This window comes from Flagellimonas sp. (genome assembly GCF_965222555.1).
Taxonomy (GTDB): Bacteria; Bacteroidota; Bacteroidia; order Flavobacteriales; family Flavobacteriaceae; genus Flagellimonas.
This window is the reverse complement of sequence record NZ_CBDCUG010000001.1, coordinates 202,094-227,657: the sequence shown is the minus strand read 5'-3', so window position 1 is coordinate 227,657 and position 25,564 is coordinate 202,094. Positions and strand designations below refer to the sequence as shown.

27 protein-coding genes are annotated in these 25,564 nt (G+C 40.0%); 6 read left to right on the top strand and 21 right to left on the bottom strand.

The window, feature by feature from the left end; genetic code table 11:
- Positions 1 to 37 precede the first annotated feature (37 nt).
- Genes kdsB through ACOQO1_RS00910 form a run of 4 tightly spaced genes read left to right on the top strand, consistent with a single transcriptional unit; the run spans position 38 to position 3,157 of the window.
- Positions 38 to 751, top strand: a complete 714-nt coding sequence (kdsB, locus tag ACOQO1_RS00925) for a 3-deoxy-manno-octulosonate cytidylyltransferase (protein WP_420601271.1) — start codon at positions 38 to 40, stop codon at positions 749 to 751.
- Positions 742 to 1,446, top strand: a complete 705-nt coding sequence (locus tag ACOQO1_RS00920; protein WP_420600991.1) for an HAD family hydrolase — start codon at positions 742 to 744, stop codon at positions 1,444 to 1,446. The genes kdsB and ACOQO1_RS00920 overlap by 10 nt, the downstream gene beginning before the upstream one ends.
- Positions 1,446 to 2,573, top strand: coding sequence for an iron-containing alcohol dehydrogenase family protein (locus tag ACOQO1_RS00915; RefSeq protein ID WP_420600990.1), 1,128 nt, complete (start codon positions 1,446 to 1,448; stop codon positions 2,571 to 2,573). The genes ACOQO1_RS00920 and ACOQO1_RS00915 overlap by 1 nt, the downstream gene beginning before the upstream one ends.
- A 44-nt stretch (positions 2,574 to 2,617) precedes the next feature.
- Positions 2,618 to 3,157, top strand: coding sequence for a lysophospholipid acyltransferase family protein (locus ACOQO1_RS00910; RefSeq protein WP_420600989.1), 540 nt, complete (start codon positions 2,618 to 2,620; stop codon positions 3,155 to 3,157).
- Here ACOQO1_RS00910 and ACOQO1_RS00905 read toward each other — a convergent pair.
- The 7 genes from ACOQO1_RS00905 to ACOQO1_RS00875 all read right to left on the bottom strand — a co-directional run bounded on the left by ACOQO1_RS00905 (position 3,154) and on the right by ACOQO1_RS00875 (position 8,793).
- Positions 3,154 to 3,645: a hypothetical protein gene (locus ACOQO1_RS00905; protein ID WP_420600988.1), complete on the bottom strand. Its 492-nt coding sequence runs from the start codon at positions 3,643 to 3,645 to the stop codon at positions 3,154 to 3,156. The two genes, ACOQO1_RS00910 and ACOQO1_RS00905, sit on opposite strands and share 4 nt — an antisense overlap.
- Positions 3,646 to 3,724: 79 nt before the next feature.
- Positions 3,725 to 4,192: a hypothetical protein gene (locus ACOQO1_RS00900; RefSeq protein ID WP_420600987.1), complete on the bottom strand. Its 468-nt coding sequence runs from the start codon at positions 4,190 to 4,192 to the stop codon at positions 3,725 to 3,727.
- A gap of 102 nt (positions 4,193 to 4,294) precedes the next feature.
- Complete coding sequence (locus ACOQO1_RS00895) at positions 4,295 to 5,005, bottom strand: YebC/PmpR family DNA-binding transcriptional regulator (RefSeq protein WP_420600986.1); 711 nt, start codon at positions 5,003 to 5,005, stop codon at positions 4,295 to 4,297.
- Between the two features lie 77 nt (positions 5,006 to 5,082).
- Positions 5,083 to 5,370, bottom strand: coding sequence for a 4a-hydroxytetrahydrobiopterin dehydratase (locus ACOQO1_RS00890; RefSeq protein ID WP_420600985.1), 288 nt, complete (start codon positions 5,368 to 5,370; stop codon positions 5,083 to 5,085).
- Positions 5,371 to 5,385: 15 nt separating this feature from the next.
- On the bottom strand, positions 5,386 to 5,883 hold the full coding sequence (locus ACOQO1_RS00885) for a YybH family protein (RefSeq protein ID WP_420600984.1): 498 nt from the start codon (positions 5,881 to 5,883) through the stop codon (positions 5,386 to 5,388).
- A 79-nt stretch (positions 5,884 to 5,962) separates the two neighbouring features.
- Positions 5,963 to 7,582, bottom strand: coding sequence for an alanine/glycine:cation symporter family protein (locus ACOQO1_RS00880; RefSeq protein ID WP_420600983.1), 1,620 nt, complete (start codon positions 7,580 to 7,582; stop codon positions 5,963 to 5,965).
- Positions 7,583 to 7,689: 107 nt separating this feature from the next.
- Positions 7,690 to 8,793, bottom strand: a complete 1,104-nt coding sequence (locus ACOQO1_RS00875) for a hypothetical protein (RefSeq protein ID WP_420600982.1) — start codon at positions 8,791 to 8,793, stop codon at positions 7,690 to 7,692.
- 106 nt (positions 8,794 to 8,899) lie between these two features.
- Between ACOQO1_RS00875 and ACOQO1_RS00870 the strand changes: the two genes are divergently transcribed.
- On the top strand, positions 8,900 to 9,349 hold the full coding sequence (locus ACOQO1_RS00870) for a VOC family protein (protein ID WP_420600981.1): 450 nt from the start codon (positions 8,900 to 8,902) through the stop codon (positions 9,347 to 9,349).
- Between the two features lie 144 nt (positions 9,350 to 9,493).
- On the opposite strand, the gene ACOQO1_RS00865 is transcribed toward ACOQO1_RS00870, so the two are convergent.
- The 13 genes from ACOQO1_RS00865 to thrA all read right to left on the bottom strand — a co-directional run bounded on the left by ACOQO1_RS00865 (position 9,494) and on the right by thrA (position 23,311).
- A complete protein-coding gene (locus tag ACOQO1_RS00865; protein ID WP_420600980.1) occupies positions 9,494 to 10,012 on the bottom strand; it encodes a hypothetical protein in 519 nt (172 codons plus the stop codon).
- A gap of 12 nt (positions 10,013 to 10,024) precedes the next feature.
- Positions 10,025 to 10,594 (bottom strand): porin family protein, encoded by a 570-nt coding sequence (locus tag ACOQO1_RS00860; protein WP_420600979.1) that lies wholly within the window; start codon positions 10,592 to 10,594, stop codon positions 10,025 to 10,027.
- Between the two features lie 235 nt (positions 10,595 to 10,829).
- A complete protein-coding gene (locus tag ACOQO1_RS00855) occupies positions 10,830 to 12,299 on the bottom strand; it encodes an ATP-binding protein (RefSeq protein ID WP_420600978.1) in 1,470 nt (489 codons plus the stop codon).
- Positions 12,300 to 12,306: 7 nt separating this feature from the next.
- Positions 12,307 to 13,668, bottom strand: coding sequence for a tetratricopeptide repeat protein (locus tag ACOQO1_RS00850; RefSeq protein WP_420600977.1), 1,362 nt, complete (start codon positions 13,666 to 13,668; stop codon positions 12,307 to 12,309).
- A gap of 287 nt (positions 13,669 to 13,955) precedes the next feature.
- Positions 13,956 to 14,327 carry a DUF1428 domain-containing protein gene (locus tag ACOQO1_RS00845; protein WP_420600976.1) on the bottom strand — a complete coding sequence of 124 codons (372 nt, stop codon included), beginning with the start codon at positions 14,325 to 14,327 and terminating at the stop codon, positions 13,956 to 13,958.
- A 142-nt stretch (positions 14,328 to 14,469) separates the two neighbouring features.
- Complete coding sequence (locus tag ACOQO1_RS00840; RefSeq protein WP_420600975.1) at positions 14,470 to 15,018, bottom strand: hypothetical protein; 549 nt, start codon at positions 15,016 to 15,018, stop codon at positions 14,470 to 14,472.
- Between the two features lie 18 nt (positions 15,019 to 15,036).
- Positions 15,037 to 15,417, bottom strand: coding sequence for a hypothetical protein (locus ACOQO1_RS00835; protein ID WP_420600974.1), 381 nt, complete (start codon positions 15,415 to 15,417; stop codon positions 15,037 to 15,039).
- A gap of 297 nt (positions 15,418 to 15,714) precedes the next feature.
- Positions 15,715 to 16,536: a sugar nucleotide-binding protein gene (locus ACOQO1_RS00830; RefSeq protein WP_420600973.1), complete on the bottom strand. Its 822-nt coding sequence runs from the start codon at positions 16,534 to 16,536 to the stop codon at positions 15,715 to 15,717.
- A gap of 4 nt (positions 16,537 to 16,540) precedes the next feature.
- Positions 16,541 to 17,455, bottom strand: a complete 915-nt coding sequence (locus ACOQO1_RS00825; protein WP_420600972.1) for a glutaminase — start codon at positions 17,453 to 17,455, stop codon at positions 16,541 to 16,543.
- The gene (gene gcvT, locus ACOQO1_RS00820; RefSeq protein WP_420600971.1) at positions 17,455 to 18,540 is read right to left on the bottom strand and encodes a glycine cleavage system aminomethyltransferase GcvT; all 1,086 of its coding nucleotides are present in this window, start codon (positions 18,538 to 18,540) and stop codon (positions 17,455 to 17,457) included. The genes ACOQO1_RS00825 and gcvT overlap by 1 nt, the downstream gene beginning before the upstream one ends.
- A gap of 102 nt (positions 18,541 to 18,642) precedes the next feature.
- Positions 18,643 to 19,938: a threonine synthase gene (thrC, locus tag ACOQO1_RS00815; protein ID WP_420600970.1), complete on the bottom strand. Its 1,296-nt coding sequence runs from the start codon at positions 19,936 to 19,938 to the stop codon at positions 18,643 to 18,645.
- Positions 19,939 to 19,944: 6 nt separating this feature from the next.
- Positions 19,945 to 20,865, bottom strand: coding sequence for a homoserine kinase (locus tag ACOQO1_RS00810; RefSeq protein WP_420600969.1), 921 nt, complete (start codon positions 20,863 to 20,865; stop codon positions 19,945 to 19,947).
- A gap of 1 nt (position 20,866) precedes the next feature.
- Entirely contained in the window at positions 20,867 to 23,311 is a 2,445-nt protein-coding gene (thrA, locus tag ACOQO1_RS00805) for a bifunctional aspartate kinase/homoserine dehydrogenase I (RefSeq protein ID WP_420600968.1), read from the bottom strand.
- 250 nt (positions 23,312 to 23,561) lie between these two features.
- Here thrA and ACOQO1_RS00800 point away from each other — a divergent pair, with 250 nt between their 5' ends.
- The gene (locus ACOQO1_RS00800; RefSeq protein ID WP_420600967.1) at positions 23,562 to 25,100 is read left to right on the top strand and encodes an NAD(P)H-hydrate dehydratase; all 1,539 of its coding nucleotides are present in this window, start codon (positions 23,562 to 23,564) and stop codon (positions 25,098 to 25,100) included.
- Here ACOQO1_RS00800 and ACOQO1_RS00795 read toward each other — a convergent pair.
- Positions 25,097 to 25,516, bottom strand: coding sequence for an STAS/SEC14 domain-containing protein (locus tag ACOQO1_RS00795; RefSeq protein WP_420600966.1), 420 nt, complete (start codon positions 25,514 to 25,516; stop codon positions 25,097 to 25,099). The two genes, ACOQO1_RS00800 and ACOQO1_RS00795, sit on opposite strands and share 4 nt — an antisense overlap.
- Positions 25,517 to 25,564: the final 48 nt, after the last annotated feature.

Genomic DNA, 25,564 nt, shown 5'->3' with positions numbered 1-25,564 from the left:
CATCAATTCATAAATAGAACGAGTGAAGATAATTTCCATGATACCGGCCCGGTATAAAGCCTCAAGATTTCCAGCAAAACTCATGCAGGACTTGGGAGGAAAGCCGGTTATTATAAGGACATATGAAGCTGCAGTACAAACTAAACTGTTTGATGAGGTCTATGTGGTCACAGATAGCGACATCATTTTTGACACTATTTCGGGTATAGGAGGAAAAGTGCTCATGAGCAGGAAAGAGCACGAAAGTGGCAGTGATCGGATAGCTGAGGCTGTTGAAGATATGGATGTGGATATTGTAATCAATGTGCAAGGTGATGAGCCCTTTATTGATAAGGAAAGTCTTACAAAAATAATAGAAGTGTTTAGGAATGATGCCGAAAAAGAAATAGATTTGGCCTCCTTAATGACCCCGATTACAGAATGGGATGAAATTTCCAACCCCAATACGGTGAAAGTCATTGTGGACAATCAAGACTTTGCGCTTTATTTCTCGCGTTCTCCCATTCCATATCCAAGAGATGAAGGTGTAGATGCAACGTATTACAAGCATAAAGGAATCTATGCTTTCAGGAAAAGAGCTCTGCTCGATTTTCAGCGATTGCCTATGCTACCTTTGGAAGCGAAGGAAAAAATAGAGGCCATCCGGTTTTTAGAATATGGAAAGAAAATAAAAATGGTGGAAACACACGTAAGCGGCATAGAAATTGATACACCTGAAGATTTAGAACGAGCCAAAAAAGCATGGAAGTAGATTTTAGAAATATTAAGGTTATAGGTTTTGATGCCGATGATACTTTATGGGTCAATGAGACCTATTTTAGGGAGACCGAAGAACGTTTTGCAGAACTGTTGGAGGGGTATGAAACTAAAAACAAGATAGATCAGGAGTTGTTTAAGACAGAGATGAAAAACCTTGATACGTATGGTTATGGGGTTAAAAGTTTTGTGCTTTCCATGATTGAATCAGCTCTGGATTTATCCAATAACAAGATTTCTCAAGAAACCATAGCTGAAATTTTGGAGCTGGGAAAAAAAATGATTGCACATCCTGTGGAATTGCTGGATGGAGTAGAGGAGGTGTTGGAAAAGTTGGTAGATAAATACCGGTTGATAGTTTTAACCAAAGGTGATTTGTTGGACCAAGAACGAAAATTGGAAAAATCAGGTATCTCTAAATATTTTCATCACGTGGAGGTACTCAGCGATAAAAAAGAAGACAACTATAAAAATCTGTTGGAACATTTGGAAATACAAACGGATGAGTTTTTAATGATAGGTAATTCGCTAAAATCTGATATATTACCTATTGTAAATATTGGGGCACAGGCTATCCATATTCCATTTCACACCACTTGGGCGCATGAAATGGTAAAGGATGCCGAAAAAATAAATGGCCATCTAAAGCTGAATAGTCTAACTGAAGTTTTGAAGTATTTGGATAACTAATGAATACAGAAGGTAATTTGAAGAAAGAAGAGATTACATCAAGCAAGAGTACCCAGTACCGCAATTTCCCCATGGTACCTCGGGTGGTTTTTGGTCAAGGAAGTTTTTCGCAATTGGGAGATATACTGTTGTCCAATAGAAAAAGTTCAGAAGCTCCATTTATCTTTTTGGTGGATGACTTTTTTGAGAATGAAGAGTTTGCCAATCGCTTGCCCATTATGTTCAATGATGAACTTATTTTTATCTCTGCCAATGAAGAGCCCAAGACAGGGCAGGTGGATGCCCTTGTAACCCGAATAAAAGAAAAATATGAGGAATTGCCCTCTGGCATTATTGGTATAGGGGGTGGCACGCTATTGGATTTGGCAAAGGCAGTTGCCATACTTTTAAATAATAATGGACAGGCAGAGCAGTATCAAGGATGGGATTTGGTAAATAGGCCCGCCATATACCATGTCGGGATTCCCACAATCAGCGGAACCGGCGCAGAAGTCTCACGAACAACAGTATTGCTCGGTCCTGAAAAGAAGCTTGGGATAAATTCGGACTTCACTACCTATGATCAGGTTATACTGGATCCTGACCTGACCAAGACTGTTCCAATAGAACAATGGTTCTACACTGGAATGGATTGTTTTATCCATTGCATAGAATCTTTGAATGGAACCTATTTAAATGCTTTTAGCCAAAGTTATGGTGAGAAAGCATTGGAACTTTGTAAAGAAGTGTTTTTGGAAGACCTTCCAGAAGATGAATCAAGGGATAAGTTGATGATGGCTTCATGGCATGGTGGTATGAGCATTGCCTATTCACAGGTTGGGATTGCACATGCCGTTAGTTATGGACTTTCTTATCTTTTAGGTATAAAGCACGGCATTGGAAATTGCTTGGTTTTTCAGCATTTGGGTGAATTTTATCCCGAAGGAGTACAATTGTTCCAAAAAATGATGGCAAAGCATGATATAGAATTGCCACAGGGAGTTTGTTCCAATTTAACCCAGAACGACTTTGATATTATGGTCAATGTGGCATTGGGCATGGATGCATTGTGGGAGAACGCTTTGGGTAAGGAATGGAAAAAAATTATGCCCCCGGAGCGACTTCAGGCCATCTATCAAAGGATTTAGCATTTCCCATATTCCTTTTCTGAAAAGGAGACTAATCATTTAATATGCACAAGCTTTCTAAGTTTCTTTATTTTAAAGTATTGGGTTGGAAGCTTAAAGGGGCATTTCCTGATGAGGATAAATGTGTGGTCATTGTAGTGCCCCACACGCATTGGCTGGATTTTTTTCTAGGGCTCTTGGTCAGAAAGGTGGTCAATAAGGAAATCAACTATATTGGAAAGAAAAGCCTCTTTAAACCGCCATTTGGCTGGTTTTTTCGTTGGACTGGGGGAGCACCTATTGACCGCTCCAAAAACTCGAACACCGTAGAGAGTGTAGCCCAGATTTTTAACGAGAGGAAAGTTTTTCGTTTTGCGTTGGCACCAGAAGGTACCCGAAAAAAGGTAAAGGCTTTAAAAACAGGATTTTACCACATTGCCAAGAAAGCAGGAGTTCCTATTGTAATGGTAGCTTTTGATTTTGGAAGAAAACAGGTGAAAATATCAGAAGCATTCCATCCAACGGATGATATTCAAAAAGATTTTAAAGAAATTCGTCAGTTTTTTAAAGGAGTACAGGGAAAAGTACCAGAATACAGTTATTAGGTCTTGTTTAAAATTTTAGGCTTTGGTTTCTCCGTCTTTTTTGTATTGCCAGGAAAAACCAAATTGGTACTGGAATATGTGTTTCCAAAGGTAATGGCCGCTGCATATACCTGTTGAATGGCATCTATAACTTGATGTTCCGATAACTCCTTAAGAGGATGGGTATAAACCGACCAAATGATTTCATCGCTAAGGGCATATTTTACATCCAAAGCCGAATGAAAATTAGCAACCAAGGCGTTCAAGAGCTCCTCTTCACCAAGTTTTTCCCGTTCAACAATGGGTGAGATAATACGCATACGATTCGCATTTTCATCAAAAACACAAATAAGCATTGCATTATTGTATAAAAACTGATATTGATTGCCATTGGTCTTTACAGTATCCGCTTCCTGCTCTATGATTTCATAAAGTTTGGCGGTGGTCATTTCTTGAGAAAAGCCCAAAAATGGAAGACCAAACAGTATTAAAAGTAAAAACTGCTTCATATGCTTGGTTTTTTGTTATGTCGAAAGAATGAAATCTTCTTTACTCAATTAATTGGAAAAACTTGTAAACAAGATTTGGTTATGCTCTTTCAAAATCCATTTCCACCCTAGCTGGGTCATCCATGCCATCATTGTCCAGGTCAAATTCCGCAGGACCATTTATAGAAAGTGTATTCTCAGTACTTCGGACCCCAAAGAATTCTGACTCTCCTGGTGAATCATCAAATTCTATAACCAAAAGGTCCTCGTCAACGGACATTTGCCCTGTAGTTACCTCTGGACTTTCACCCATTTGGGTAATTGTAAGCGTAAATCGCCCATTGGGCTGAATCACTAGTGTTGCTGAACCACCCGCCTGTATAACATCTATTGCTAGGGAAGCACCGCTTCCCGCAATATCAAACTCTACTCGGATAGCATTCCAACTGCCTTGTATGTCACTGATGGAAATTCCCGTTCCCGTTAAACTGTCTCCTTCGTCATCGCCACAAGCTTGTAGGCAAATAAGAAGTAAGGTTAATCCCAATATTCTTGCTAATGCTCTCATGGTTGATATAATTTACTGATAAGCAATAAGTTATAAATTATAACAATCCAACAGAAAAAAACAATGTTAAATTTCCTTTAGCTGAAGCAAAGCAAGGAATGGCTATTCCTGCATAGTATGATAAACGTTTTGGACATCGTCATCTTCCTCAATTTTTTCCAGAAGTTTTTCTACGTCGGCAATCTGCTCTTCGGAAAGTTCTTTGGTTACTTGCGGAATGCGTTCAAAACCAGAAGAAAGAATTTCAATTTCACGCGCTTCCAATTCTTTCTGAATAGAACCAAAATTCTCAAAGGGAGCATAGATCAGGATTCCATCCTCATCCACAAAAACTTCTTCGGCACCAAAATCGATCATTTCAAGTTCCAATTCCTCGGGGTCAATACCTTCTGCATTTATTCTGAAGTTGCAGGTATGGTCAAACATAAATTCTACTGAACCTGATGTGCCCAGACTACCATTACATTTATTAAAATAACTACGAATATTGGCCACTGTTCTGGTATTGTTGTCGGTTGCCGTTTCTATTAAAATGGCAATGCCATGGGGGGCATACCCTTCAAATAAGACTTCTTTATAATCCCCCTGATTTTTGTCCGATGCCCTTTTAATGGCCCGTTCAATATTGTCCTTGGGCATATTAACGGCCTTTGCATTCTGAATTACGGCACGCAAGCGGGCATTGGAATCTGGGTCAGGGCCACCTTCTTTAACGGCGATGACAATATCTTTCCCAATTCTGGTAAATGCTTTGGACATGGCAGCCCAACGCTTCATTTTCCGCGCTTTTCTAAATTCAAATGCTCTTCCCATGTAGTATCTGTTCGTTATGGATGAAGGCAAATTTAGCAAAAAATGCCCCTTGGGCAAGTGTGTTTTTTACAGTGGAATTATTTCTTATTGACGATACTTTCTATGCTTCTTGCCAAATCAAAATCATTTTGGGTGATGCCGCCAACATCGTGGGTATTCAGTTTTATGGCCAACTGGTTATAGACGTTTTCCCAAAGCGGATGGTGGTTTTGTTGTTCGGCCTCAAAAGCGATGCGAGTCATCACAGAAAAGGCTTCCTTAAAATCCTTAAAAACATAGGATTTGCAGATACTTCCATTTTCATAAGTCCACCCATCCAAGTTTTTTAATAGGGATGTTATTTGAGTTGCTTCTAATTTTTCCATGGTATCAATCTTTAACTAGTTATTCTGGACTGTTTCAAATGCAATTTTCCATGAATCGTCCGGTTGTCTCCTCCAAGCAGTGATATAGGTTCCCACGTTCTTTGCAGTGTCCCGACTCTTTTTATGGATAAAGATTTCATTGAAAGGGTTATGGGAAATGACCATATCTTTTGAAGTGATAAAAGTAGGTTTCCCACGAGAAATAAGTTGAACCTCATATCGCTCATAAATGTCTTTCCAAAGGGCTTTTGTTGAATCTGTCGAAATTTTACGAATGGGAGTATCAGGAAAAACATTGGTGAATTCATCCTCAAAAAAATCAATCCAGTCATAATCAAAGCGATTGTATACAGTATAAAAACTGTCTATGTGTTTCTCGATGACAGTTTCAAGATCGGAAACTGAAGTGTCCACTGGTTTTTTTGGCTCGTCTTTTTTCTGATTTTGACATCCTAAAATCATAACACTCAACAAGATTAACCCAAAAAGGGTAAGCGATTTTGTATTTTTCATATTCATAAATTTAATTACTTATACTAAGATTCACGATAGTTTTAATTTTTGTTTGCTGGAATACATTGCAGCCAGCTTTTTAATCTGGTTTGCTGTTTTTTATAAGGGCCATGTATTTCTCAAATTCCTCTTTTACGTTGGGAAACAAGATAAGCAGGCCGATCATGTTTGGGAAAACCAGTGCCAAGATCATGGCATCAGAGAACTTGATTACTGCATCCAAGGTAATGGCCGCGCCCAAAACGGTAAATAGGAGAAATAGTATTTTATAAGTTAGATCGGTCAGTTTTCCACGCCCAAAAAGATATTTCCAGGCTTGAAGACCATAATAGGACCATGACAAGATGGTGGAAAAAGCGAACAAGCACACCGCCGCCATTAAAACATAGGAAGAGCCCTTGATTGAACTTTCAAAGGCCATGGAAGTAATGTTTACACCTCCAAGGCGGCTTCCATCGTTCAGCAATGCTTGCCCATTGACCACATCACCATAAACAAATGCACCATCCATATTAAAAAGAATAATGACCACTGCGGTCATGGTACATATCAGAACCGTGTCAATAAAAGGTTCCAACAGACCCACCAACCCTTCCGATGCCGGTTGAGAGGTGTTAACCGCGGAATGCGCAATTGCAGCAGAGCCTGCGCCTGCTTCGTTTGAAAATGCAGCACGCCTAAAACCTTGAATCATAACTCCGATAAAACCTCCCGCAATTGTAGCTTTTGGTGAGAATGCTTCAGAAATTATTTGAGATAGTGCATCATCAACCAATTCAATTTTGGAAAAAATTATAAAAAGTGCTGCTCCCACGTACAAAATGGCCATAAAGGGCACCACTTTTTCAGTGACCTTGGCAATTCTTTTAATTCCCCCAATGATTACAATTCCTGCCAAAACCGCAAAAACAACACCAATAACACTCCCAGATGCAGAACCAGAAAGCTCAAAAAGCCCGATAATCTGTGCCGCTGCCTGATTACTTTGAAAAGCATTGCCCCCGCCAAAAGATGCCCCGATGCAGAGAATGGCAAAAACAGCGGCCAAAAACTTCCCCAAATTCCCAAGCCCTTTTTCTTTCAGTCCTTTGGACAAGTAGTACATGGGCCCACCAAAAACCTTTCCGTCTTTATCTATGTCACGGTATTTTACGCCTAGGGTACATTCCACAAATTTTGTGGACATTCCAAGCAGACCGGCCAAAACCATCCAGAAAGTGGCTCCTGGACCTCCAATGGAAATGGCCACAGCTACCAAGGCTATATTACCAAGTCCAACAGTGCCCGATACTGCGGTTGCCAAAGCTTGAAAGTGATTGACCTCGCCTAAATGGCCTTCGTCTTTGATTGTGCCTTTTACATCGCCATCAACTTCAAGCACACTGGTTTTTAACTTTGCCGCTGGATGTTCCAGTTCATCATATTTTCCGCGAACCACTTGTATGGCAGTTGGGAAATGGCGGACATTAACAAAACCAAAATATAGGGTGAAGAACAAGGCCCCTACGATCAGCACTATCAGGACCAGAGGAATTCCATGACCGAAAATGGACACTTCTGCCAGGATTAAATTTTCCCACCATACGGCAAAAGGCATAAAAGCATCATTGATTCTTTCGTCCAATCCTTTTTCTGTAAAAGGTGTGATTGCTTGAGCGGTTGAACATAGTTGAAAGTCTAAAAAGTGAGGTGTTCCCATAATTCAAAAAGTTTCTGAAATTTCATCAGCTGAATTGAATTATCTGGGAGATGTCGGAACGAATCTGAAAATGTCAGTAGCTTAAAAACTGACAAATATCAGTTATATCAATCATTTTCAAGGGTAATGTTCTCTTTGGGAAGTAACAGCCTGATTCTTCTTTCCCTGTGCTCCGACATTTCAAATAAAGTAGTTTTTAAGGGTACAAAGTGTTTGTCTTTTGTCCAACATTGTTTGCCAAAAAGACCATCCAATAAGGCGGCAATCAGCCTTTTTATCTCATTATGATCGTTAATGTCGTAAGTTTTGGAGACATCAAAATTTTTGGGTTTGATCTCGAGCCACCCTTCAGTTTCACATAGTCTACGCTGTGCAAAGACTTTGAATAGCTTATAAAGCGCTGGGGTAAGCTGAACAATTCTATCTTGGTTTCCGGAAAAGCCTTGGATGACAACTTTATAGTTGTCTTTGCTATCCAATCTACGGTTTTTAGTAAACAAAAGTTTTAGTTGATGAGGTTTGGGAATCATAGTCTCTGTAAGTTCCTTCACCCAACTCAGTGCCAGGGCAAAGAAGAGCATGATCAGGGATGTTTTAAAAATAGCGGAGAACAACAATAGATTAATTGTGTTGTCCAACAGCTTGTACATTTGGGCCAGCAGAGTGATACAAACTGTGATTATTGACAGCCAGCCCAGTAGTGGCAATCTTCTTTTAACGAATGATTCCCATAACACGGAACCCAAGAAAAGCAAGGTAAGCAAGGCGTAATAAACATCCAGTTCACTGATTATTGATGCCGTTCTTGCCAGAAACATTTTATGAAGGGTAGGGAACAGTGCAAATGCAAATGGAATGCCGATGATGTACGGCCAAAAGTTGGATTTTATCAATGGTGCAAATGGTTTGGGTAGATACCTGAACCATGGAAGGGACAGGAGTATGAACAAACTGTTCAATAGCGAAAACACGCTTATAAGTCCTTCTTTAAAATGTAGGCCCAACCCAATACCATCATGGTATAGTATTTCAACAAGACCGGAAACCGACCAACAAAGAATGGAAAGCGCCAGCCAAACCTGTCCAAAATCGTCTTGCTTCTTACCAATGTGATACCAGATTGACAGTAAAGCCAGAAATGCGAAAAGACATACTGAAAACTGCCACCAACCGTAGAAAATGGAAACCTGCGTTGAAGAAACAATGTCCAAATTGTAATGTATTAAATTAAAACCAAGCTAATTTGCTTGGTTCTCATGTAATAAAGATATATTTATAAAAATAGTAAAAGTTGAAACAAAGGATAAAAATCGATTCTTGAAAACGAGGTTTGCACATACAAATATTGTAAGCACCAACTGGAAATTACTGGTGGATTTTTACATAAAGACTTTTGATTGTAAAGTTGTTCCCCCAATCAGAAACCAATCTGGGGATTGGCTTGAAAGAGGAACGGGTTTGGAAAATGCCAAATTGGAAGGTGCACATTTGTTACTTCCAGGATGTGGTGAAAAAGGCCCTACGCTTGAGATTTACCAATACGAAAGTATAGAAAACCAAAACCCAGTACCTCCTAACAAAAGAGGGTTTGGCCATATTGCTTTTGAAGTTGAAAGTGTAGAAATGATTCTTGAGATACTTAAAAAAAATGGCGGAAAGGCCTCTGGCGAAATCACAAAGAGAAAAGTAGAAGGAGTAGGAGAAATCACTTTTGTATATGCCAGAGATCCGGAGGGAAATTTGATTGAGTTACAAAGTTGGATATAAAAGAATCCCATAAAACCTTGGCATTATGGGATTTTTTTAAATATTACATTGTTCAGTGGGGGGTAAACCTGACTATACGGTCCATGAGCTTTCCGGTTACCCGAATTGACTAAAAAAACAATTATAACATAGGGTTTTAACTTCTCAGTTAACATTCTCCGCCTGAAAGCTTCCTTTTACGGTAACCGTTCCTCCACCTCCCACACCGGGGCAGTTTACATCAACAGTTCCTGTTGTATACAAAAGTCTAGAATCAAAATTTATACTTCCTGAAGCTGATTGGTAGGAGATGGTTTTCCCACGATCCCCGGAAAAATTCATAAAAGCGTTATAAAATTTCAAAATATCGGTTCCAATGGCATAATCTCCCGTCCCAACCTTGGACCCTTCCAGGGTTACACCAAACACTATATGGTTATCTGAGCCTCTGTCCTGCGCAATTACCAAAATTGTGGTAATATTTACATCGTCCCCATTAGCATTGACCGCCTGTGTTGTTGTTTCATTATATACAATTCCGTTTCCGGACATTGTAGTGTTAATAGCTCCGCTGATCTCAAACTTGAAGTTGGGTTCCAAGATGCTGGCCTCTTCATCTGAACTATCCGATGAACAGGAACAGAGTATCCATAGGCATAGAATGCCTTTCCATATTGTTTTCACTTTTTCAGATTTTTAGTTGAACCAATACCCTATGGAGAACTGAATGACATTGTTCTTTATCTTATCGGAATCACTTTCATCATCATTTACATTACTGCCAAAATAATAGCGTGCGTTAAAGTTTATTCCACTTGGCAACTTATAACCCAGTCCAAAAGCGAAGCCAATATCCGTGGATTTGGTTACATCTTTAAAATCGAAAGTTTCACCATCGTCTTCTCCTTTGGCTGATAACAATAGCCCAATTTGTGGTCCTGCTTCAATGCTAAATGCTTCTGACGCATGGTATTTGGCCAGCACAGGAATCGTTAGATAATCTAGTTTTACAACTTCATCGTCATCCGATTCGTCTTTAACCCCTTGAGAGGAATAAAGGAGTTCCGGTTGAAGTGAAAGTTGGTCTATAAGGGATAATTCAGCCATTCCACCTAAGTGAAATGATGTTCTGGTTGCTGGATCGTTCAAATCTGGTTTAAGGGTAGCTAGGTTCACTCCCCCTTTGATCCCAATTTTAACGTCTTGCGAGTGTACAACAAGTGAAAACAGAATTACCGTCATGGTAAACAAAGTTGCTTTTTTCATAATCATATAGTTTTAATTGTTAATTGGGAACTTTAGATAATACTGGTAAATGCATGAAGGCACTATTATGCTAAACCATTAACGGCTTACTACATTCTTTACCAACTGCTTTCAAAACTAGGAAGGCAACTTTCTGGCGACTAGGACATATGTCCCATTACGTAGGAGTATGGTCTCAAATTTTAAAATTTTTATGGAAAAACGAAGTTTTTTGACAAAAGAAGACCAGAAATTTCTATCCGTTATAAGCTGAAGGTAGCACACCATGAAGAGCTTTAAAGCATTTGGTGAAATATGAAAGATCATTGAATCCGACCTTATAGGCGATTTGGGTTACGGTATCTGCTTCTTGTGAAAGTAGTTGGGCGGCTCTTTTAAGCCTAAAGTTGCGAAGCAACTCCCCCGGTGACTCATTGGTCAATGCTTTCATTTTACGATGAAGTTGAGATTTGCTCATACCTAAGGTATTTTGCATATCGGCAGCTCCAAAATCACTGTTGGTGTATTGTTGCTCCAATAATTTCAATACCCGTTCCAGGAACTTCTGATCAAGGGAAGTGACGGCAATTCTATTGGGTTGTATCTGAAAATCCTTATTTGCAAAATGCTCCCGAAGTTTACGGCGTTGCGCTATAAGATTGGAGGTGCGTACCAAAAGTTCACGGGCATCAAAGGGTTTGGTGAGATAATCATCGGCACCAGTTTCGAGGCCTTGGATTTTGTTCTCCATCCCTGCCTTGGCGGTAAGCATGATTACAGGGATATGACTTGTGGCAATATTGGTTTTTAAATTTTTGCAGAGTTCAATACCATCCATTTTGGGCATCATCAAATCAGTGATGATCAAGTCGGGTACTTTGGAAGTGGCTTTTTTTAGCCCCTCCTCACCGTTAGTGGCTTTTATAAGACTATAATAGTTATTTAAATGGTCCATTATAAAAGTTCTCATATCCTCATTATCCTCCACAAGAAGTACCCTTGGAAGATTCCGCTCGTCCAATTTTTCAAAATCAAAGGTTTTTGGCAGTTCCACCGTGTTAGCTTCCTTATACTCTTTTTCTCCTGGTTGAATGGTCTTAATTTCCTCAATGGGCAAATGAACGGTAAAAAAGGTGCCCTTTCCCAATTCACTGGAGACGGTTATGGTACCGTCCATTAATTCTACAAGATCTCTTGACAAGGCTAATCCGATGCCAGCTCCCTCCTTGTCCTTGGTTGTACCGCTATCTTCTTGATAAAAACGATCAAAAACATAGGGTAAACTTTCATTTGAGATACCTCTTCCTGTATCTGAAACTTCAATTCGAAGCTCATGCTCAACAAAACTGGCCCTCATCGATATCATTTCTTGATCATCACTAAATTTGAAGGCGTTGCTAAGCAAATTGTACACTATTTTCTCAAGCTTATCCCTGTCAAAAGCAGTCCAGAGACAACCTGATGGAATATCCACCCTAAATTCAATACGTCTTTGTGCTGCTAGAGAGTTAAATGAGGCAGCCGCAACCCGAAGACACCTAAAAATGTCCCCTTCCGTGGTTTTAAGCTGCAAACGTTTCTGATCTATTTTGGAGAGGTCCAGAAGTTGGTTGACAAGCCCCAAGACCTTATTGGTGTTACGACGTATCATTTTAATGTGGTTTCTTGTCAACTGTTCCTCTGGATTTTGTTCCACATATTCGATAGGACCTTTGATTAAGGTCAAAGGAGTTCTAAATTCGTGGGATATATTGGCAAAAAAGTTGGACTTCGCCTGATCCAACTCTTTGAAGTTCCCTGTTGGATTTTTTCTTGATTCGGTACAGGTTGTAAAGTAAAAATGCTAGTATTATGGCGAGTATTGCAAAGACAATAATGGCATTGCGCTCATTCTCCCGCTTATTTAGCTGAAGTGTTTGTAGTTCTTTTTCAGAGGTAAGCAGGGCAATTTCCTTTGTCTTTTGCTGATTTTGATATTTAGCTTCTATTTCTTCAGCCAGATCACGTTTTTCAATGGTATAAAGACTGTCCCGAAGTAATTTATGTTGGTACAGATTGTCATATGCCTTGTGAAAATCAGACTTATCGTAATATACCTCTGCCAAGGTCTTATGCCCGTCCATGGCCGTAAGATTTACACCGGTGGCTTTTGCAAGACTGATGGCAATTTTTGAATGAACCTCTGCGCTGTCCAATTCCTTCAGTTTTAGGAACCCATTGGCCAATGCCTGGCTTGCCATAGCAATACTGATGGAATCTTTCATGGTGTTGGCTATAACCAAAGATTGCCGATAATGTCCAACGGCCTTATTAAAATGTCCTTCCTCAAAATATATGTTTCCGATATTTTCAAGCACTTGCCCCATTTCTCTTTTTAGGCCCATTCTTTCATAATTCTTGAGCGCATCATTGTACAAATCCAATGCGGCACCTAGGTCACCCTGATTTTTGCAGACAACTCCTAGATTTTTTAAAACGAAAGCGCGACCTGGTAAAAAATCAAACTTTTTGAAGAGGCTATCGCTTTTTTGGTAGTAATGGATGGCTTCATCATAATTATTTAGTTTTTGGTGAATGAGACCTATGTTGGCCATTGCAATACCAGCATTCTTTTCATTGTTGATTGCAATGTTTTTGGTGGAGGCGAGGGTATAATTTTCCATCGCTTTTGCATACTCTCCGGTTTCATTGTAGATATTGCCCAGATTATTGTAGGAGCTTGCTGCCCCTTCATAATCTCCGGTTTTTTCGGAAAATGCTATATTTTTTTTATGGTACTCTTTTGCTTTTTTTATATTCCCTTTGCTCAAATAGGTGTTCCCTAGACCTAAAAGAGCGGTTCCCCTTCCGTTGTCATAATTGATTTTATCTGCAAGTGTCAAGGCTTCTTTAAAGAAGGTGATCGCCGAATCATTATGGGCTTGTGCGTTTAAAAGGTCGGCATAGGTATTTAAGGCAATTACTTTATATTTTTTGCGCTCAATTCTGGAAGAAATCCGAATGGCCTCCGATACATATTCCAATGCCTTGTCTGGATTTTCATATCGAAGTTCGTCGAAAAGCTCTACCAATAGATTGAATCTGAGCGAATCCACTTTTTCTTTACGGAGTTTTTGTTCAAGGCTGTCAATCCTGGATTGTCCAAACGAAAAGCTCAGCGATAAAAAAAACAATATTGCGAATGAAGATTTAAGCACTCAAAAGACATTTATTTAAAGATAGGAACTTTAAAAGACTCTAAAATGCTCAAGGACAAAGTTATAGCAATTTATTACTTGATATAGGACCTCCTTAAGTTAGCAATCTTGTTTTTCTGTTCCGCTCATACAAACTCGCATATCGGGGCTCCTATTTGAATTTACTAAGTTATTTGGCAATACTGTTATTGAACAAGTGGCTGAAACCCTCCGTATGCCATTCGCTTGGCATCAAAAATCATTTTTGATGGATTGGTCAACGGAACAATTAAATCTGGCATTCTTGGGTCAGCTGCTACCCGTTCATTTGCTAGGTCACGTGCCGCTTTAGATTCAAATACGACCCAGCCAAATACAATTGCTTCATCTTCTTTTGCATTCAAAAGTTCAGGGAAAGAGCGTGTGCCTTCCAATTTTAAATCCTCACCAACATACTCAAAGTAGGCCAGTGCGCCATGTTCCTTCCAAACTTTTGCCACTGTTTCTGCTACGCGCTTGTATTCATCCAGATGATGCAGTGGTACGGGAAGTACGAATCCGTCTATGTAATTTGCCATGTTTTCCGCTTTGTTTTTGTTACCGATATAAAATACATCTTTATATCAATTTAACTGTCATAAAGCAGAGGAAAAAGGTTGTCGTTTATTTGAAGGTTTGAACGCTCTACCTAATAGCCGATGAAATATGGACACTTTAATATCATTCTTTGATTGTCAACGATTCAGAGGAAAGGTTAACAACTAGTTCATAGCTTTTATGTTTGGATTTGCCATCCATTTTTCTTTTTCGCTTTTTTACGGTAACGGCGTATTTTGATTTTGAAATAAACTGAGGGTCTTCAAAAACCAAATAATCAGCTGGTTTGTTTTTTAAATTCTTCCATATCCCGTTTAGGGTCTCATTTTCATAGGCCAACAGCTTTATTTTTTCCAAGCTTTGCCTAGTCTCATAAATATCCTTTTTATAAACCAGTTTAGGGTTCTGAACTTTTTTCTCAGTTTCTATTAGCTTCCAAGTTGCGATGTTGTGGGTTTTTACACTATCAATCAATTTTCTGGTAACTCTGCAGCCAGCAACAGGAACTATTTCAATGTTCCATTTTTGATTTACAATAGCTTGTGCATCGTCAATCCCAGATTGCAAACCATAGGTTAAGATTTGGTATTGTTCAGAACCATCTCCGGTTTGCGTAAAACACTGGAAATAGGAAAGGGCAAATACCAATGTGATTATAAATTTTATTTTCATTGTATATGAGAATGCTTTTTATTGATAAGCCAGCTTTATGACCAATTCGTCGTCTGCAATACCAGGATCATCAAGCAAGGTTAGTACCAGAAGTGAACCCTCCCTTTTTTGCACAAATTCGCCCCCCTCCCCAATCAGTATATTGGATTCTTTTCTGCCATAGTATAATTCCCTAGACTCTATGACCTGCCCCTCGCTATCAACAATTCTTATTGTCAGTAAGTTTGCTTCTAAATCGAATGTCCAATATTCTATGGAACCTTCTTCTGGAGGCCCACAAAAACAGATTCTCTCTACCAATCTAAACTGCCCCTCGGGAGGGTCAGCACTATCCCAGTTGTCATTGGAGCAGGATAAAATCAAATTAAAAATCAACAACGTTAGAATCAATTTTTTCATTATGCTGTTTTTCTTAAAGATTCGCCCCGAGATCAAAGGTTGCTTTTATACCCAAACCGGGCATAAAACCGATAAAAAGGATAAGGTAAGGTTTAAACTTTGTTGCTACTGCTCACAGGCCAGTGGATTTTGATTCACTATTATTTAAGGTATTTCATTAAATCCATAGACGATTCAAGCCCATAAACTGTGGTTATGATTTTTGAATTGGCTTCCAAATACTTCCATTTTTGCGTGCCTTTATTGAAAACGGTAATCATTTGTCTAATACCTGAAATCCTATATCAGCATTTAAAATTAATCAACCGGAATGTGATGATCTATGATCTCTTGGTATTTTATCCTCAGATTTTTAGGCAATTTGTTGTGTTTGGGCAGTGCGGCCAAATAACGGTTTTCGTTGGTGGTAAAAACCCGCTTTAGAATGGGATGGAAGTTCCCCATTTGTTTAATGACCTCTTTGATGAACTCCTCGTGCTGGATCAAATCCTTGCTTCCCAAATGGAAAATGCCGGTTTTGTCCCTGTTGATCAAATAATGGATTTGTTGGGTCAATCGGTCATCATTGGTCACATTGATGATGAGGTTGGGAAATACCTCGATTGGCTCATTAGCCTCTAACAAGGTTTTTATCTCCTTGATTCGTGGGGATGTATTTCCAAAGACCATCGGAATACGTAATATGGCCGCTTTCTTCTTGGGCAAGCGCATCATCATGTTCTCCACCTTTATTTTGAGCCTTCCATAAACGCTTTCTGAGAGTGTTTTGTCAAACTCATACGATGGGAATTTGCTGTAGGCATCAAAAACATTGGCCGAAGAAATGAAGTATAGTTTGGCCTCATTTTTATTAAGATATTCCATCAGATGTTGGTGGGCCTGTACTTGTGCCCCAAATTCACCACGAAGGGCCGATATGATAAAATCGGGACGCAGGTTTTCCAACAGTCTGACAATGTCATCCTCCCGCATATCATATCGAAAAAATTGCCCGTTATCACTATAAACCGTGCTATGGCAATATGTACCGTAGGTGTTGAAATAGTTGCAGAGTTCTTTGTAGATGGCATTGCCAATAAACCCACTTGCCCCAAGTATTAATATCTTTTTTTTATCCAAACAGCTAAAATATAGACAGACCCGTTTCGGTCGTGAGTTTTTCCAAAGCCAACATGCCCAACTTTGAGTTTCCTTTTTTGTTTAATCCGGGTGACCAGGTGGCAACGCAAAATTGATTGGGCAACAAGGCCACAATACCGCCTCCAACGCCACTTTTGCCCGGTAGTCCCACTTCAAAGGCAAATTCCCCCGCCTCATCATAGAATCCGCAGGTAAGCATGATAGCATTTATTCGCTTTACCTGGGACAAATTCAGGTAATTGTTGTTCTTAAGGCAATTTCCCCTGTTCATAAAAATGTAAAATGCCTTCGTTAGCTGTTCACATGACATGCTCAGGGAGCAAGAATGAAAATAAAAGTCAAGAACAGTTTCCACATCGTTTTCAAGATTTCCGAAGGACTTGATCAAATAGGCCGCGGCATAATTTCTAAAACCGGTCCTTTTTTCAGATTCGGCAACCTTTTGATCATATGCAATGGTTGGGTCATTGGCAATAGTTTGAACATAGGTTAGAAAATCGGATTTGGGGTTTTTCAAGTTGGAAACCAAAATATCACAAATCACAATTGCCCCGGCGTTTATCAATGGATTTCTGGGTATGCCGTTCTCCATTTCCAAAAGGGACAAATGGTTGAAGGGATCTCCCGAAGGCTCTACATCCACACGTTTCCATAGTTCTTCGTCCATCAATGAATAGGCCATTGCGAGAGACAGTACTTTGGAAATACTTTGAATTGAAAATTGTTCGCCCGAATCCCCGGCATGAAATCCCTTTCCATTTTTATCCAAAATGGAAATCCCGAACTTATTGGAATCCACACAGGAAAGTTCGGGAATATAGCTTGCTACCTCACCCTTGTCGGCCTGTTGTTTTGCCTCTTTGACAATTTTGTCTACAATGGGTGAATAATCCAGCATTATACTTTATAAAATGGCAACTTTACCAAGGTTGCTGGCACTTGGCTTTTTCTTATCTGAATGAAAACCGTGTTGTCCACCTTGGCATTTTCAACGGTTACATAGCCCAGTCCAATTCCTTTTGAAAGTGAAGGAGACATGGTTCCTGAGGTTACCACCCCAATTTCATTTCCATCATTGTCCAAAATTGCATAATCCTTTCTGGGAATCCCTCTTTCCTCCAATTGAAATGCTACCAATTTTCTTTTGGCCCCTTCTTCTTTTTGTTTGGCCAAGGCCTCACTGTTCACAAAATCCTTAGTGAATTTGGTCACCCAACCCAACCCGGCTTCAAAAGGAGAGGTGGTATCATCAATATCGTTACCGTAGAGGCAATAGCCCATTTCCAAACGCAAGGTATCCCTAGCGGCTAAACCAATAGGTTTAATGCCAAAATCGGCACCCGCTTCCAGTACCTTGTCCCAAACTTGTTTTACCTCTGAGTTTTTGCAATAGATTTCGAATCCGCCTGAACCGGTATAGCCAGTTGCTGAAATGATAACATGCTCAATTCCAGCAAAATCTCCTACAACAAAGTTGTAGAATTTGATTTCTGAAAGGTCTACGGAGGAAAGCGATCGCATGGCTTCCACTGCTTTAGGGCCTTGAATGGCGAGCAGGGAATAATCCTCAGAGATATCTTTCATTACAGCTCCAATGGCGTCGTTATATTTTGAAATATGGTTCCAGTCTTTTTCAATGTTGGAAGCGTTCACTACCAAAAGGTAGGTTTCCTCTTTTATGCGATATACGATCAAGTCGTCCACAATACCTCCTGTTTCATTGGGGAGACAACTATATTGCGCCTTGCCAACGGTTAGTTTAGTGGCATCATTGGAAGTTACCTTTTGAATCAGGTCCAAAGCCTTTGGCCCTTCAATCAAAAATTCCCCCATATGTGAAACATCAAAAATACCAACGGCATTCCGTACCGTTTCATGTTCAATATTGACACCTTCATAGGAAACAGGCATGTTATAGCCTGCAAAAGGAACCATTTTTGCGCCTAGGGCAATGTGGGTCTCACTTAAAGCAGTAGATTTCATATTGTTCAGTTTGTGCGGGTAAATTTATTGAATTAGACCAAGATGTAGTGCTATTACCTTCAATATTTTGAACAAAATGGTTCAACTTGAAATCTCAGTTGGCTAACTGCCCAAGAGATAGGATTTTAACTCTTCGTAGGTGGATATTTTATTTGATTTTTTTTCTTTTCCCATCACTTTTTGAATTTGCGGAGGGATTTCTGGTGATAGTTCCAAAGTTTCCTCCACCACATCCAAAAATTTGACCGGGTGCGCAGTTTCCAGGAAAATACCATAGGTATTGGGATGCGATTTTTGATGTTCTTTCAATCCCAAATAACCCACTGCACCGTGGGGGTCGGCTACATACCTGGTTTTGGAGTGAATGGCTTTCATGGCCGATTTGGTCTCCGCATCTGAAAAGGAATAGGAGGAAAGATTGTCTTTTAAGCTTGAAAAATTGTCTTGGTACAAATGCCTGATTCGGACAAAGTTGCTTGGATCGCCAACATCCATGGCGTTGGATATGGTAGCTACCGATGGCATGGGCTCATATACCCCTTTTTCCATAAAATTGGGAACTACCTTATTGGCATTGGTAGCGGCAACAAACTGATTTACGGGCATGCCCAACTTTTGGGCGACCATTCCGGCACAAATGTTTCCAAAATTACCTGAAGGCACCGAGAAAACAATTTCCTTTCCTTTGGATTTGGCCTGTTTGTACGCAAACAAAAAGTAGAACAATTGGGGGAGCCATCTGGCAATATTGATACTATTGGCGGAGGTCAATTTCTTTTGACTCGTAATTTCAATGTCCAAAAAAGCAGTCTTTACCATACGCTGGCAATCGTCAAAAGTCCCGTTGACTTCCATGGCCACAATATTCTGTCCCAAAGTGGTCAATTGCTTTTCTTGTATGTCGCTTACCTTTCCACTAGGATAGAGGATAACAACGTTTACGCCTTCCACACCTAAAAACCCATTGGCAACGGCCCCGCCAGTATCTCCCGAAGTAGCCACCAAAACGGCGACCTCATTTTTTTCTCCGAGGGAAAAATAGCCCAAGCAATTGGCCATGAATCGTGCCCCAACATCTTTAAAAGCCATGGTTGGACCATGGAAAAGTTCAAGGGTGGCAATATTATCCTCGATTTCCACCACTGGAAAATCAAAGTCCAATACATTTTGAATGATTTCCTTTAAAACAGCATCGGGAATTTCACCTTCCACAAATTGTTGAATCGCCCTAAAGGCAATCTCATGGTTTGAAAGCGAAGTGATATTGTCAAAAAACTCCTTGGGAAGGGGATCAATCCTTTCTGGAAAATACAATCCTTTGTCCGGAGCTATTCCGGCAATAACGGCTTCTTTAAAAGAAGCCTGTATGTTTTGGTTGTTTAAACTGTAAAACTTCATGGGATGTTATAGTGGTTTTACCCCTTGGGTGTTGACTTTGGAAACATGGATTTCAAACGGTATTCCAATGTTTTGATATGTTTTTTTTATGGAATCTGCTACTTTTTGTGCGGTATCCATTCCTTTGCTCAATGCAAAAATAGAGGGGCCAGAACCTGAAATTCCACCGCCCAGAGCACCGGCACTTATAGCACTTGATTTTAACTCATCAAAACCCGGAATCAATATCGACCTAATGGGCTCCACGATATGATCTTGTAATGAACGTCCTATTAGCTCGTAATCGGATTGGAAAAGTCCGGCAATAAGTCCACCTACATTGCCCCATTGCTGAATCCCTTTTTCCAAGGTGATATTGGTTTTCAATATTTTTCTGGAATCTGAGGTTTTTACCTCAATTTGGGGATGAATCACAGTGGCGCAAAGCTCGTTTGGAGTTGGAATCGGGACTATGTCCAACGGATCATAACTTCTTACCAAGGTAAAACCACCATAAATGGCAGGAGCCACATTGTCGGCATGGGCTACATCACTGGCCAATTTTTCACCTTGCATGGCAAATTGGACCAACTCAAGATTGGAAAAAGGTTTCCCTAACAGTTCGTTCATGGCCCAAACGGCTCCGGCTGAACTGGCGGCACTACTACCAATACCACTACCTGGCTTTATGTTTTTGTGGATTTCAATCTCAAAACCACCATCGTAATCACTTTTTTCCAAGAAAGCCAAGCCTGCAACTCCGGATACATTTTTGGAGGTTTCCAGAGGAAGGTTCTGGCCTATTATTTTGGTGATAGTGATTCCCTTTTCCGCTGTTTTCCGAACAATCATTTCATCTCCAACCGCATCCAATGCCAGTCCAAGGACATCAAATCCACAGGACACATTGGCGATGGTAGCCGGGCAAAAAACTTTTATTTCTTCCATATTAAAAGTTTCCAATTCGTATAATATCAGCAAAGATACCTGAAGCGGTGACTTCGGCACCAGCACCAGCACCTTTTATAATCAAAGGCTGGTTGGGATAACGCTCTGTAAAGAAAAGTACAATATTATCGCTCCCTTCCAGATTGTAAAAATCATGTCCCTTTGGTATTTTTTGAAGTCCGACCTTGGCTTTTCCGTCCTCAAATTGGGCTACATATTTCAGTTTGCTATCTGCTTCGGAAGCTTCTTTATATATTTTCTGAAAATCAGTTTCATATTTCACCAAAGATTCAAAAAAGGCTTCGTTGGAATTGGTTTCCAGACTTTCTTTGGGCACGAAGGATTCATTTTCAATCTGTTCAATATCCAACTGATTTCCACTTTCCCTGGCCAGAATAAGGATTTTTCGCATAACATCGATTCCACTTAGGTCGATGGTAGGATCCGGTTCTGTATAACCTTCTTCCTGTGCCTGTTTTACCACATCGTGGAAGGTAGTGGAGTCATCAAAATTGTTGAATACAAAGTTTAGACTTCCGGATAATACCGCCTGAATCTTTTTGACCTTATCCCCGGACGCAATCAAATGTTTAAGTGTATCGATAATGGGAAGTCCGGCACCTACATTGGTCTCAAACAAGAAAGGAGCATTGTATTTTTTTGCCAGCTGTTTTAGGTCTTTGTAAAATTCATAATTGGATGAACATGCAATTTTGTTGCAGGTCACCACAGAGATGCTGTTTTTTAGATAATCTGGATAGCTTTGCGAAACTTCCTCACTAGCGGTGTTGTCCACAAAAACACTGTTCCTGAAGTTGAATTGTTTTACCATTTGGTAAAACTTCTTTTTATCGGCTTTTTCACCATTGGTCAAAGTCGTTTGCCAATTATCCAGGTCAATTCCATTCTCATCAAAACCCATGGTTCTGGAATTACTGATACCAATGACCCTTACATTGAGCTTCAATTCTTCTTTGAGATAGGCATTTTGCTGTTGAATCTGCCCTAGAAATTTAGAGCCGACATTACCAACACCCATGACATAAAGGTTAAGCTGTTTGATGTTTTCTTCAAAAAATGCTTCGTGGAGGGAATTCAGTGCTTTTTTTACATCCTCTTTTTTAATTACTGCAGAAATATTTCGTTCCGAAGCCCCTTGTGCAATGGCACGTATATTCACATTGTTTTTACCAAGCGTACTGAACATTTTACCACTAAGCCCCTGATGACTCTTCATATTATCGCCCACGAGGGCAACAATGGCAAGCTCTTTCTCAACGATAACAGGTTTTATCTTGCCACTGGCTATCTCATAATTAAAAGCTTCGTTTACCGCTGTTACTGCTTTTTCAACATCATCATCCGAAATTCCAACACAGATGGAGTGTTCCGATGAAGCTTGGGTAATCAATACAACGCTAATGTCCTCAAAGGACAAGGTTTCAAAAAAGCGTTTTGAAATTCCGGGAATCCCAATCATTCCAGGCCCTTCAAGTGAGAGAAGACTAATATTCCCAACGTGACTAATACCCCTTACCGTTTTTCCGTTACCATTGTTGCTTTTGGCAATGTAAGTTCCGGCATCTTCAGGTTGAAAGGTGTTTTTGATGACGATGGGAATCTCTTTGTTGAGAATAGGTTGGATGGTAGGAGGGTACAATACCTTTGCGCCAAAATGTGAAAGTTCCATGGCCTCTTCGTAGCTGATATTGGCCACACATTTGGCCTGCTTTACCAGTTTGGGATTAGCAGTATACATGCCGCTTACATCGGTCCATATTTCCAGAATGTCCGCATTTTCAGCTGCGGCTATGATGGCCGCTGTGTAATCGGAGCCTCCTCTTCCCAAAGTTGTGGAATTACCCTCAGAACTTGATGCCACAAATCCGGGTAAGACGAATGTTTTGTGTTTGTCTGCCTTAAAAAAAGCGTTGCACTGCTGATTTGTTTTTTTGAAGTCAACGGCTGCCTTTCCATAGTTTTCATCGGTAATAATAAGCTCGCGACTGTCTTTAAAAGTTGCATCAAGGCCTTCGGCTTTAAAGAACTCGCTAATAATAAAAGAGGAGAGCAATTCCCCGTAGCTAACGATTTTATCTGAAAGTTTTGGTGTGATTTCCCCAATTAAAAAAGCGCCTTCCAGCAAAGTTTCCAGCACGTTTAAGTCGCTCTTTACCTTACTTAAAATTCCACTTTGTTTTTGAACAGGGATAAGTTCTTTTATGGTTGAGATGTGTCTGTTCTCAATTTCAGCAAGACTTTCCTTGTATTTGAGGTCTTGGTTGGCGGCCAAGGATGCCGTATTGAGCAGCAAATCGGTGATTCCTCCAAAAGCGGATACCACTACGGCCACTTTTTTGGATCCTGCGTCTTGGACAATTGCTTTTACTCGATTTATATTCTCTGGATTGGCGACTGAAGTGCCACCAAATTTTAGGACTTTCATGATTTTGTGATTTGTACAACTATTGAATAAATAAAAAACGGACGGAGAGAAATATATAGATTACCCCAAAGGGGTGATAGTAATCACAGTAATGGTAGATGAAATGGTTTCCATCAATAAAGGTTTAATATCCGTTTGTTTAAATTGCATCATCAAGTAATGAGGCTCAAAAGTAGTACTTTTGAGAACTTCGTCAAACGATTCTAAAATTTTTATCAAATCTATATTAATAACGAATTTTTCTTGTTGAATGAAAATTTTTACTGCCGCTCAAATCTATGAAGCTGATAAATTCACAATTGATAAACAGCAAATTACCAGTGATGAACTCATGGAAAGAGCTGCTACCAAGATATTTGAGTGGATGCATTCCCGCCTACAAGGGGCACAGGTAAACATTCAATTGTTTTGTGGCATTGGTAATAATGGAGGGGATGGAATCGCACTCGCACGCCATCTGGTAGAGCATGGATATAATGTACAGGTACATGTTGTAAATTACAGTGAAAAGCGTTCCAAGGACTTTCTTTTGAATTTGGAACGGTTAAAGGATAGAAAAATTTGGCCCCAGTTCATAAATCAGGATTGTAATTTTCCAGAGATAACGCCAAATGATATTGTAGTTGATGCCATTTTTGGCATAGGACTGAACAGGCCTCCTGATTCTTGGGTAGGAAATTTAATTAAGCATATAAATGCTTCCTCAGCATTTGTGTTGTCCGTAGATATTCCCTCAGGATTGCCCACAGATAGAATGCCATCTACTCCAGAACATGTGATTGCTTCGAGTTATGTATTGAGCTTTCAGGTTCCTAAACTGGTTTTCTTCCTGCCGGAAACGGGCATATATGTGAACCAATGGGAAGTTTTGGATATAGGATTGGATACGAGCTTTTTGGGAGAAACGGAGACTGATTACCATCTTATAGGCAGACCCGAGGTTTTGCCTATGTACCGACCTCGACTCAAATTTTCCCATAAGGGTACCTATGGGCATTCGGTGATTATTGGGGGCAGTTATGGAAAAATAGGGGCGGTTCAGTTGGCAAGTAATGCTTGCTTGTCTGTGGGAAGCGGCTTGGTTACCGCTGTAGTGCCTGAATGTGGTTATCAATCCCTGCAAACGGCAATTCCCGAGATCATGGTCTTATCCAATGATGAAGATGAAAGTCTCACGAAAATTGATATTCCTTTTGAACCTTCAGCCGTTGGGATTGGCATGGGTATGGGGACAAAAGATGAAACAATCAAGGCATTTGGTGCTTTTTTGAAAAAGATGAACATTCCTTTAGTGATTGATGCAGATGGAATAAATATTCTGGCCAAAAAACCGGAACTAATGGAAAGGGTGCCTAGACAATCAGTACTTACGCCACATCCTAAAGAATTGCAGCGTTTGATAGGTGAATGGGGGGATGATTTTGAGAAACTGAAGAAAACGAAGCAATTTTCTGAGAAGCATGATTGTATTTTGGTCATTAAGGGAGCTCACACCATTACGGTATATAAGGACAAGGGATATGTAAATACAACTGGAAATCCAGGGATGGCAACTGCTGGCAGTGGCGATGTGCTTACAGGGATGATAACTGGGTTGATGGCCCAAGGATATTCTTCTCTAAATGCTGCTGTTTTTGGAGTTTACCTGCATGGAATGGCCGGTGATATTGGAGCTTCAAACACAGGTTATGAAGCTCTGAAAGCTTCGGGTATAATAGAAAATATTGGAAAGGCTTATTTGGAACTGTTGAGACCACCCTCGTCAGCAGAAAATAAAGAAGAAACCTAAATTTTATCCTTCTTTTTCTTCTTTTTGAGTCTTTTTTTAACCCAGGCCAATGCGTTGTCATATTCAATAAAGAACTCCATATTCTTTTTATAGAAAAGCTTTTCTATTTTGAAGTTGTGCATATCGATTTCCTTTTTGGAAACGATGGCAAAGGCTTTTAGGTTAGGCAGTCCTCTTAAGTAATTGTAAATGGTGGGATCTACCGCATACGAATTTTTACGAAGGCTAATGTAACCAAAGTCCTTGTCCCTGAAATGTATTTCGGAAATACCGATAATCTGATAAGCTCTTTCTAGTGTAACAGTGGCCCCTTCTTCAAAGGTGGATACCATATAGTCGTCATAAACCTGAACATTTCCAATATCCAACTGATATTCGCGTACAACGATAGCTTTCTTCGTAGAAGCAATTCTCATCCCCAAATAATTATAGTGTCTCTAAGGCCGAAATTATGGGGAAGGGGA

Coding starts and splice junctions, on each gene's coding strand:
- thrA (WP_420600968.1), bottom strand. CDS start 23,311: ATGAAAGTCCTAAAATTTGGTGGCACTTCAGTCGCCAATCCAGAGAAT.
- ACOQO1_RS00910 (WP_420600989.1), top strand. CDS start 2,618: ATGCACAAGCTTTCTAAGTTTCTTTATTTTAAAGTATTGGGTTGGAAG.
- ACOQO1_RS00810 (WP_420600969.1), bottom strand. CDS start 20,865: ATGGAAGAAATAAAAGTTTTTTGCCCGGCTACCATCGCCAATGTGTCC.
- ACOQO1_RS00835 (WP_420600974.1), bottom strand. CDS start 15,417: ATGAAAAAATTGATTCTAACGTTGTTGATTTTTAATTTGATTTTATCC.
- gcvT (WP_420600971.1), bottom strand. CDS start 18,540: ATGAAATCTACTGCTTTAAGTGAGACCCACATTGCCCTAGGCGCAAAA.
- kdsB (WP_420601271.1), top strand. CDS start 38: ATGATACCGGCCCGGTATAAAGCCTCAAGATTTCCAGCAAAACTCATG.
- ACOQO1_RS00845 (WP_420600976.1), bottom strand. CDS start 14,327: ATGGCAAATTACATAGACGGATTCGTACTTCCCGTACCACTGCATCAT.
- ACOQO1_RS00840 (WP_420600975.1), bottom strand. CDS start 15,018: ATGAAAATAAAATTTATAATCACATTGGTATTTGCCCTTTCCTATTTC.
- ACOQO1_RS00800 (WP_420600967.1), top strand. CDS start 23,562: ATGAAAATTTTTACTGCCGCTCAAATCTATGAAGCTGATAAATTCACA.
- ACOQO1_RS00860 (WP_420600979.1), bottom strand. CDS start 10,594: ATGAAAAAAGCAACTTTGTTTACCATGACGGTAATTCTGTTTTCACTT.
- ACOQO1_RS00890 (WP_420600985.1), bottom strand. CDS start 5,370: ATGGAAAAATTAGAAGCAACTCAAATAACATCCCTATTAAAAAACTTG.
- ACOQO1_RS00900 (WP_420600987.1), bottom strand. CDS start 4,192: ATGAGAGCATTAGCAAGAATATTGGGATTAACCTTACTTCTTATTTGC.
- thrC (WP_420600970.1), bottom strand. CDS start 19,938: ATGAAGTTTTACAGTTTAAACAACCAAAACATACAGGCTTCTTTTAAA.
- ACOQO1_RS00905 (WP_420600988.1), bottom strand. CDS start 3,645: ATGAAGCAGTTTTTACTTTTAATACTGTTTGGTCTTCCATTTTTGGGC.
- ACOQO1_RS00920 (WP_420600991.1), top strand. CDS start 742: ATGGAAGTAGATTTTAGAAATATTAAGGTTATAGGTTTTGATGCCGAT.
- ACOQO1_RS00885 (WP_420600984.1), bottom strand. CDS start 5,883: ATGAAAAATACAAAATCGCTTACCCTTTTTGGGTTAATCTTGTTGAGT.
- ACOQO1_RS00895 (WP_420600986.1), bottom strand. CDS start 5,005: ATGGGAAGAGCATTTGAATTTAGAAAAGCGCGGAAAATGAAGCGTTGG.
- ACOQO1_RS00825 (WP_420600972.1), bottom strand. CDS start 17,455: ATGCTGGATTATTCACCCATTGTAGACAAAATTGTCAAAGAGGCAAAA.
- ACOQO1_RS00915 (WP_420600990.1), top strand. CDS start 1,446: ATGAATACAGAAGGTAATTTGAAGAAAGAAGAGATTACATCAAGCAAG.
- ACOQO1_RS00795 (WP_420600966.1), bottom strand. CDS start 25,516: ATGAGAATTGCTTCTACGAAGAAAGCTATCGTTGTACGCGAATATCAG.
- ACOQO1_RS00880 (WP_420600983.1), bottom strand. CDS start 7,582: ATGGGAACACCTCACTTTTTAGACTTTCAACTATGTTCAACCGCTCAA.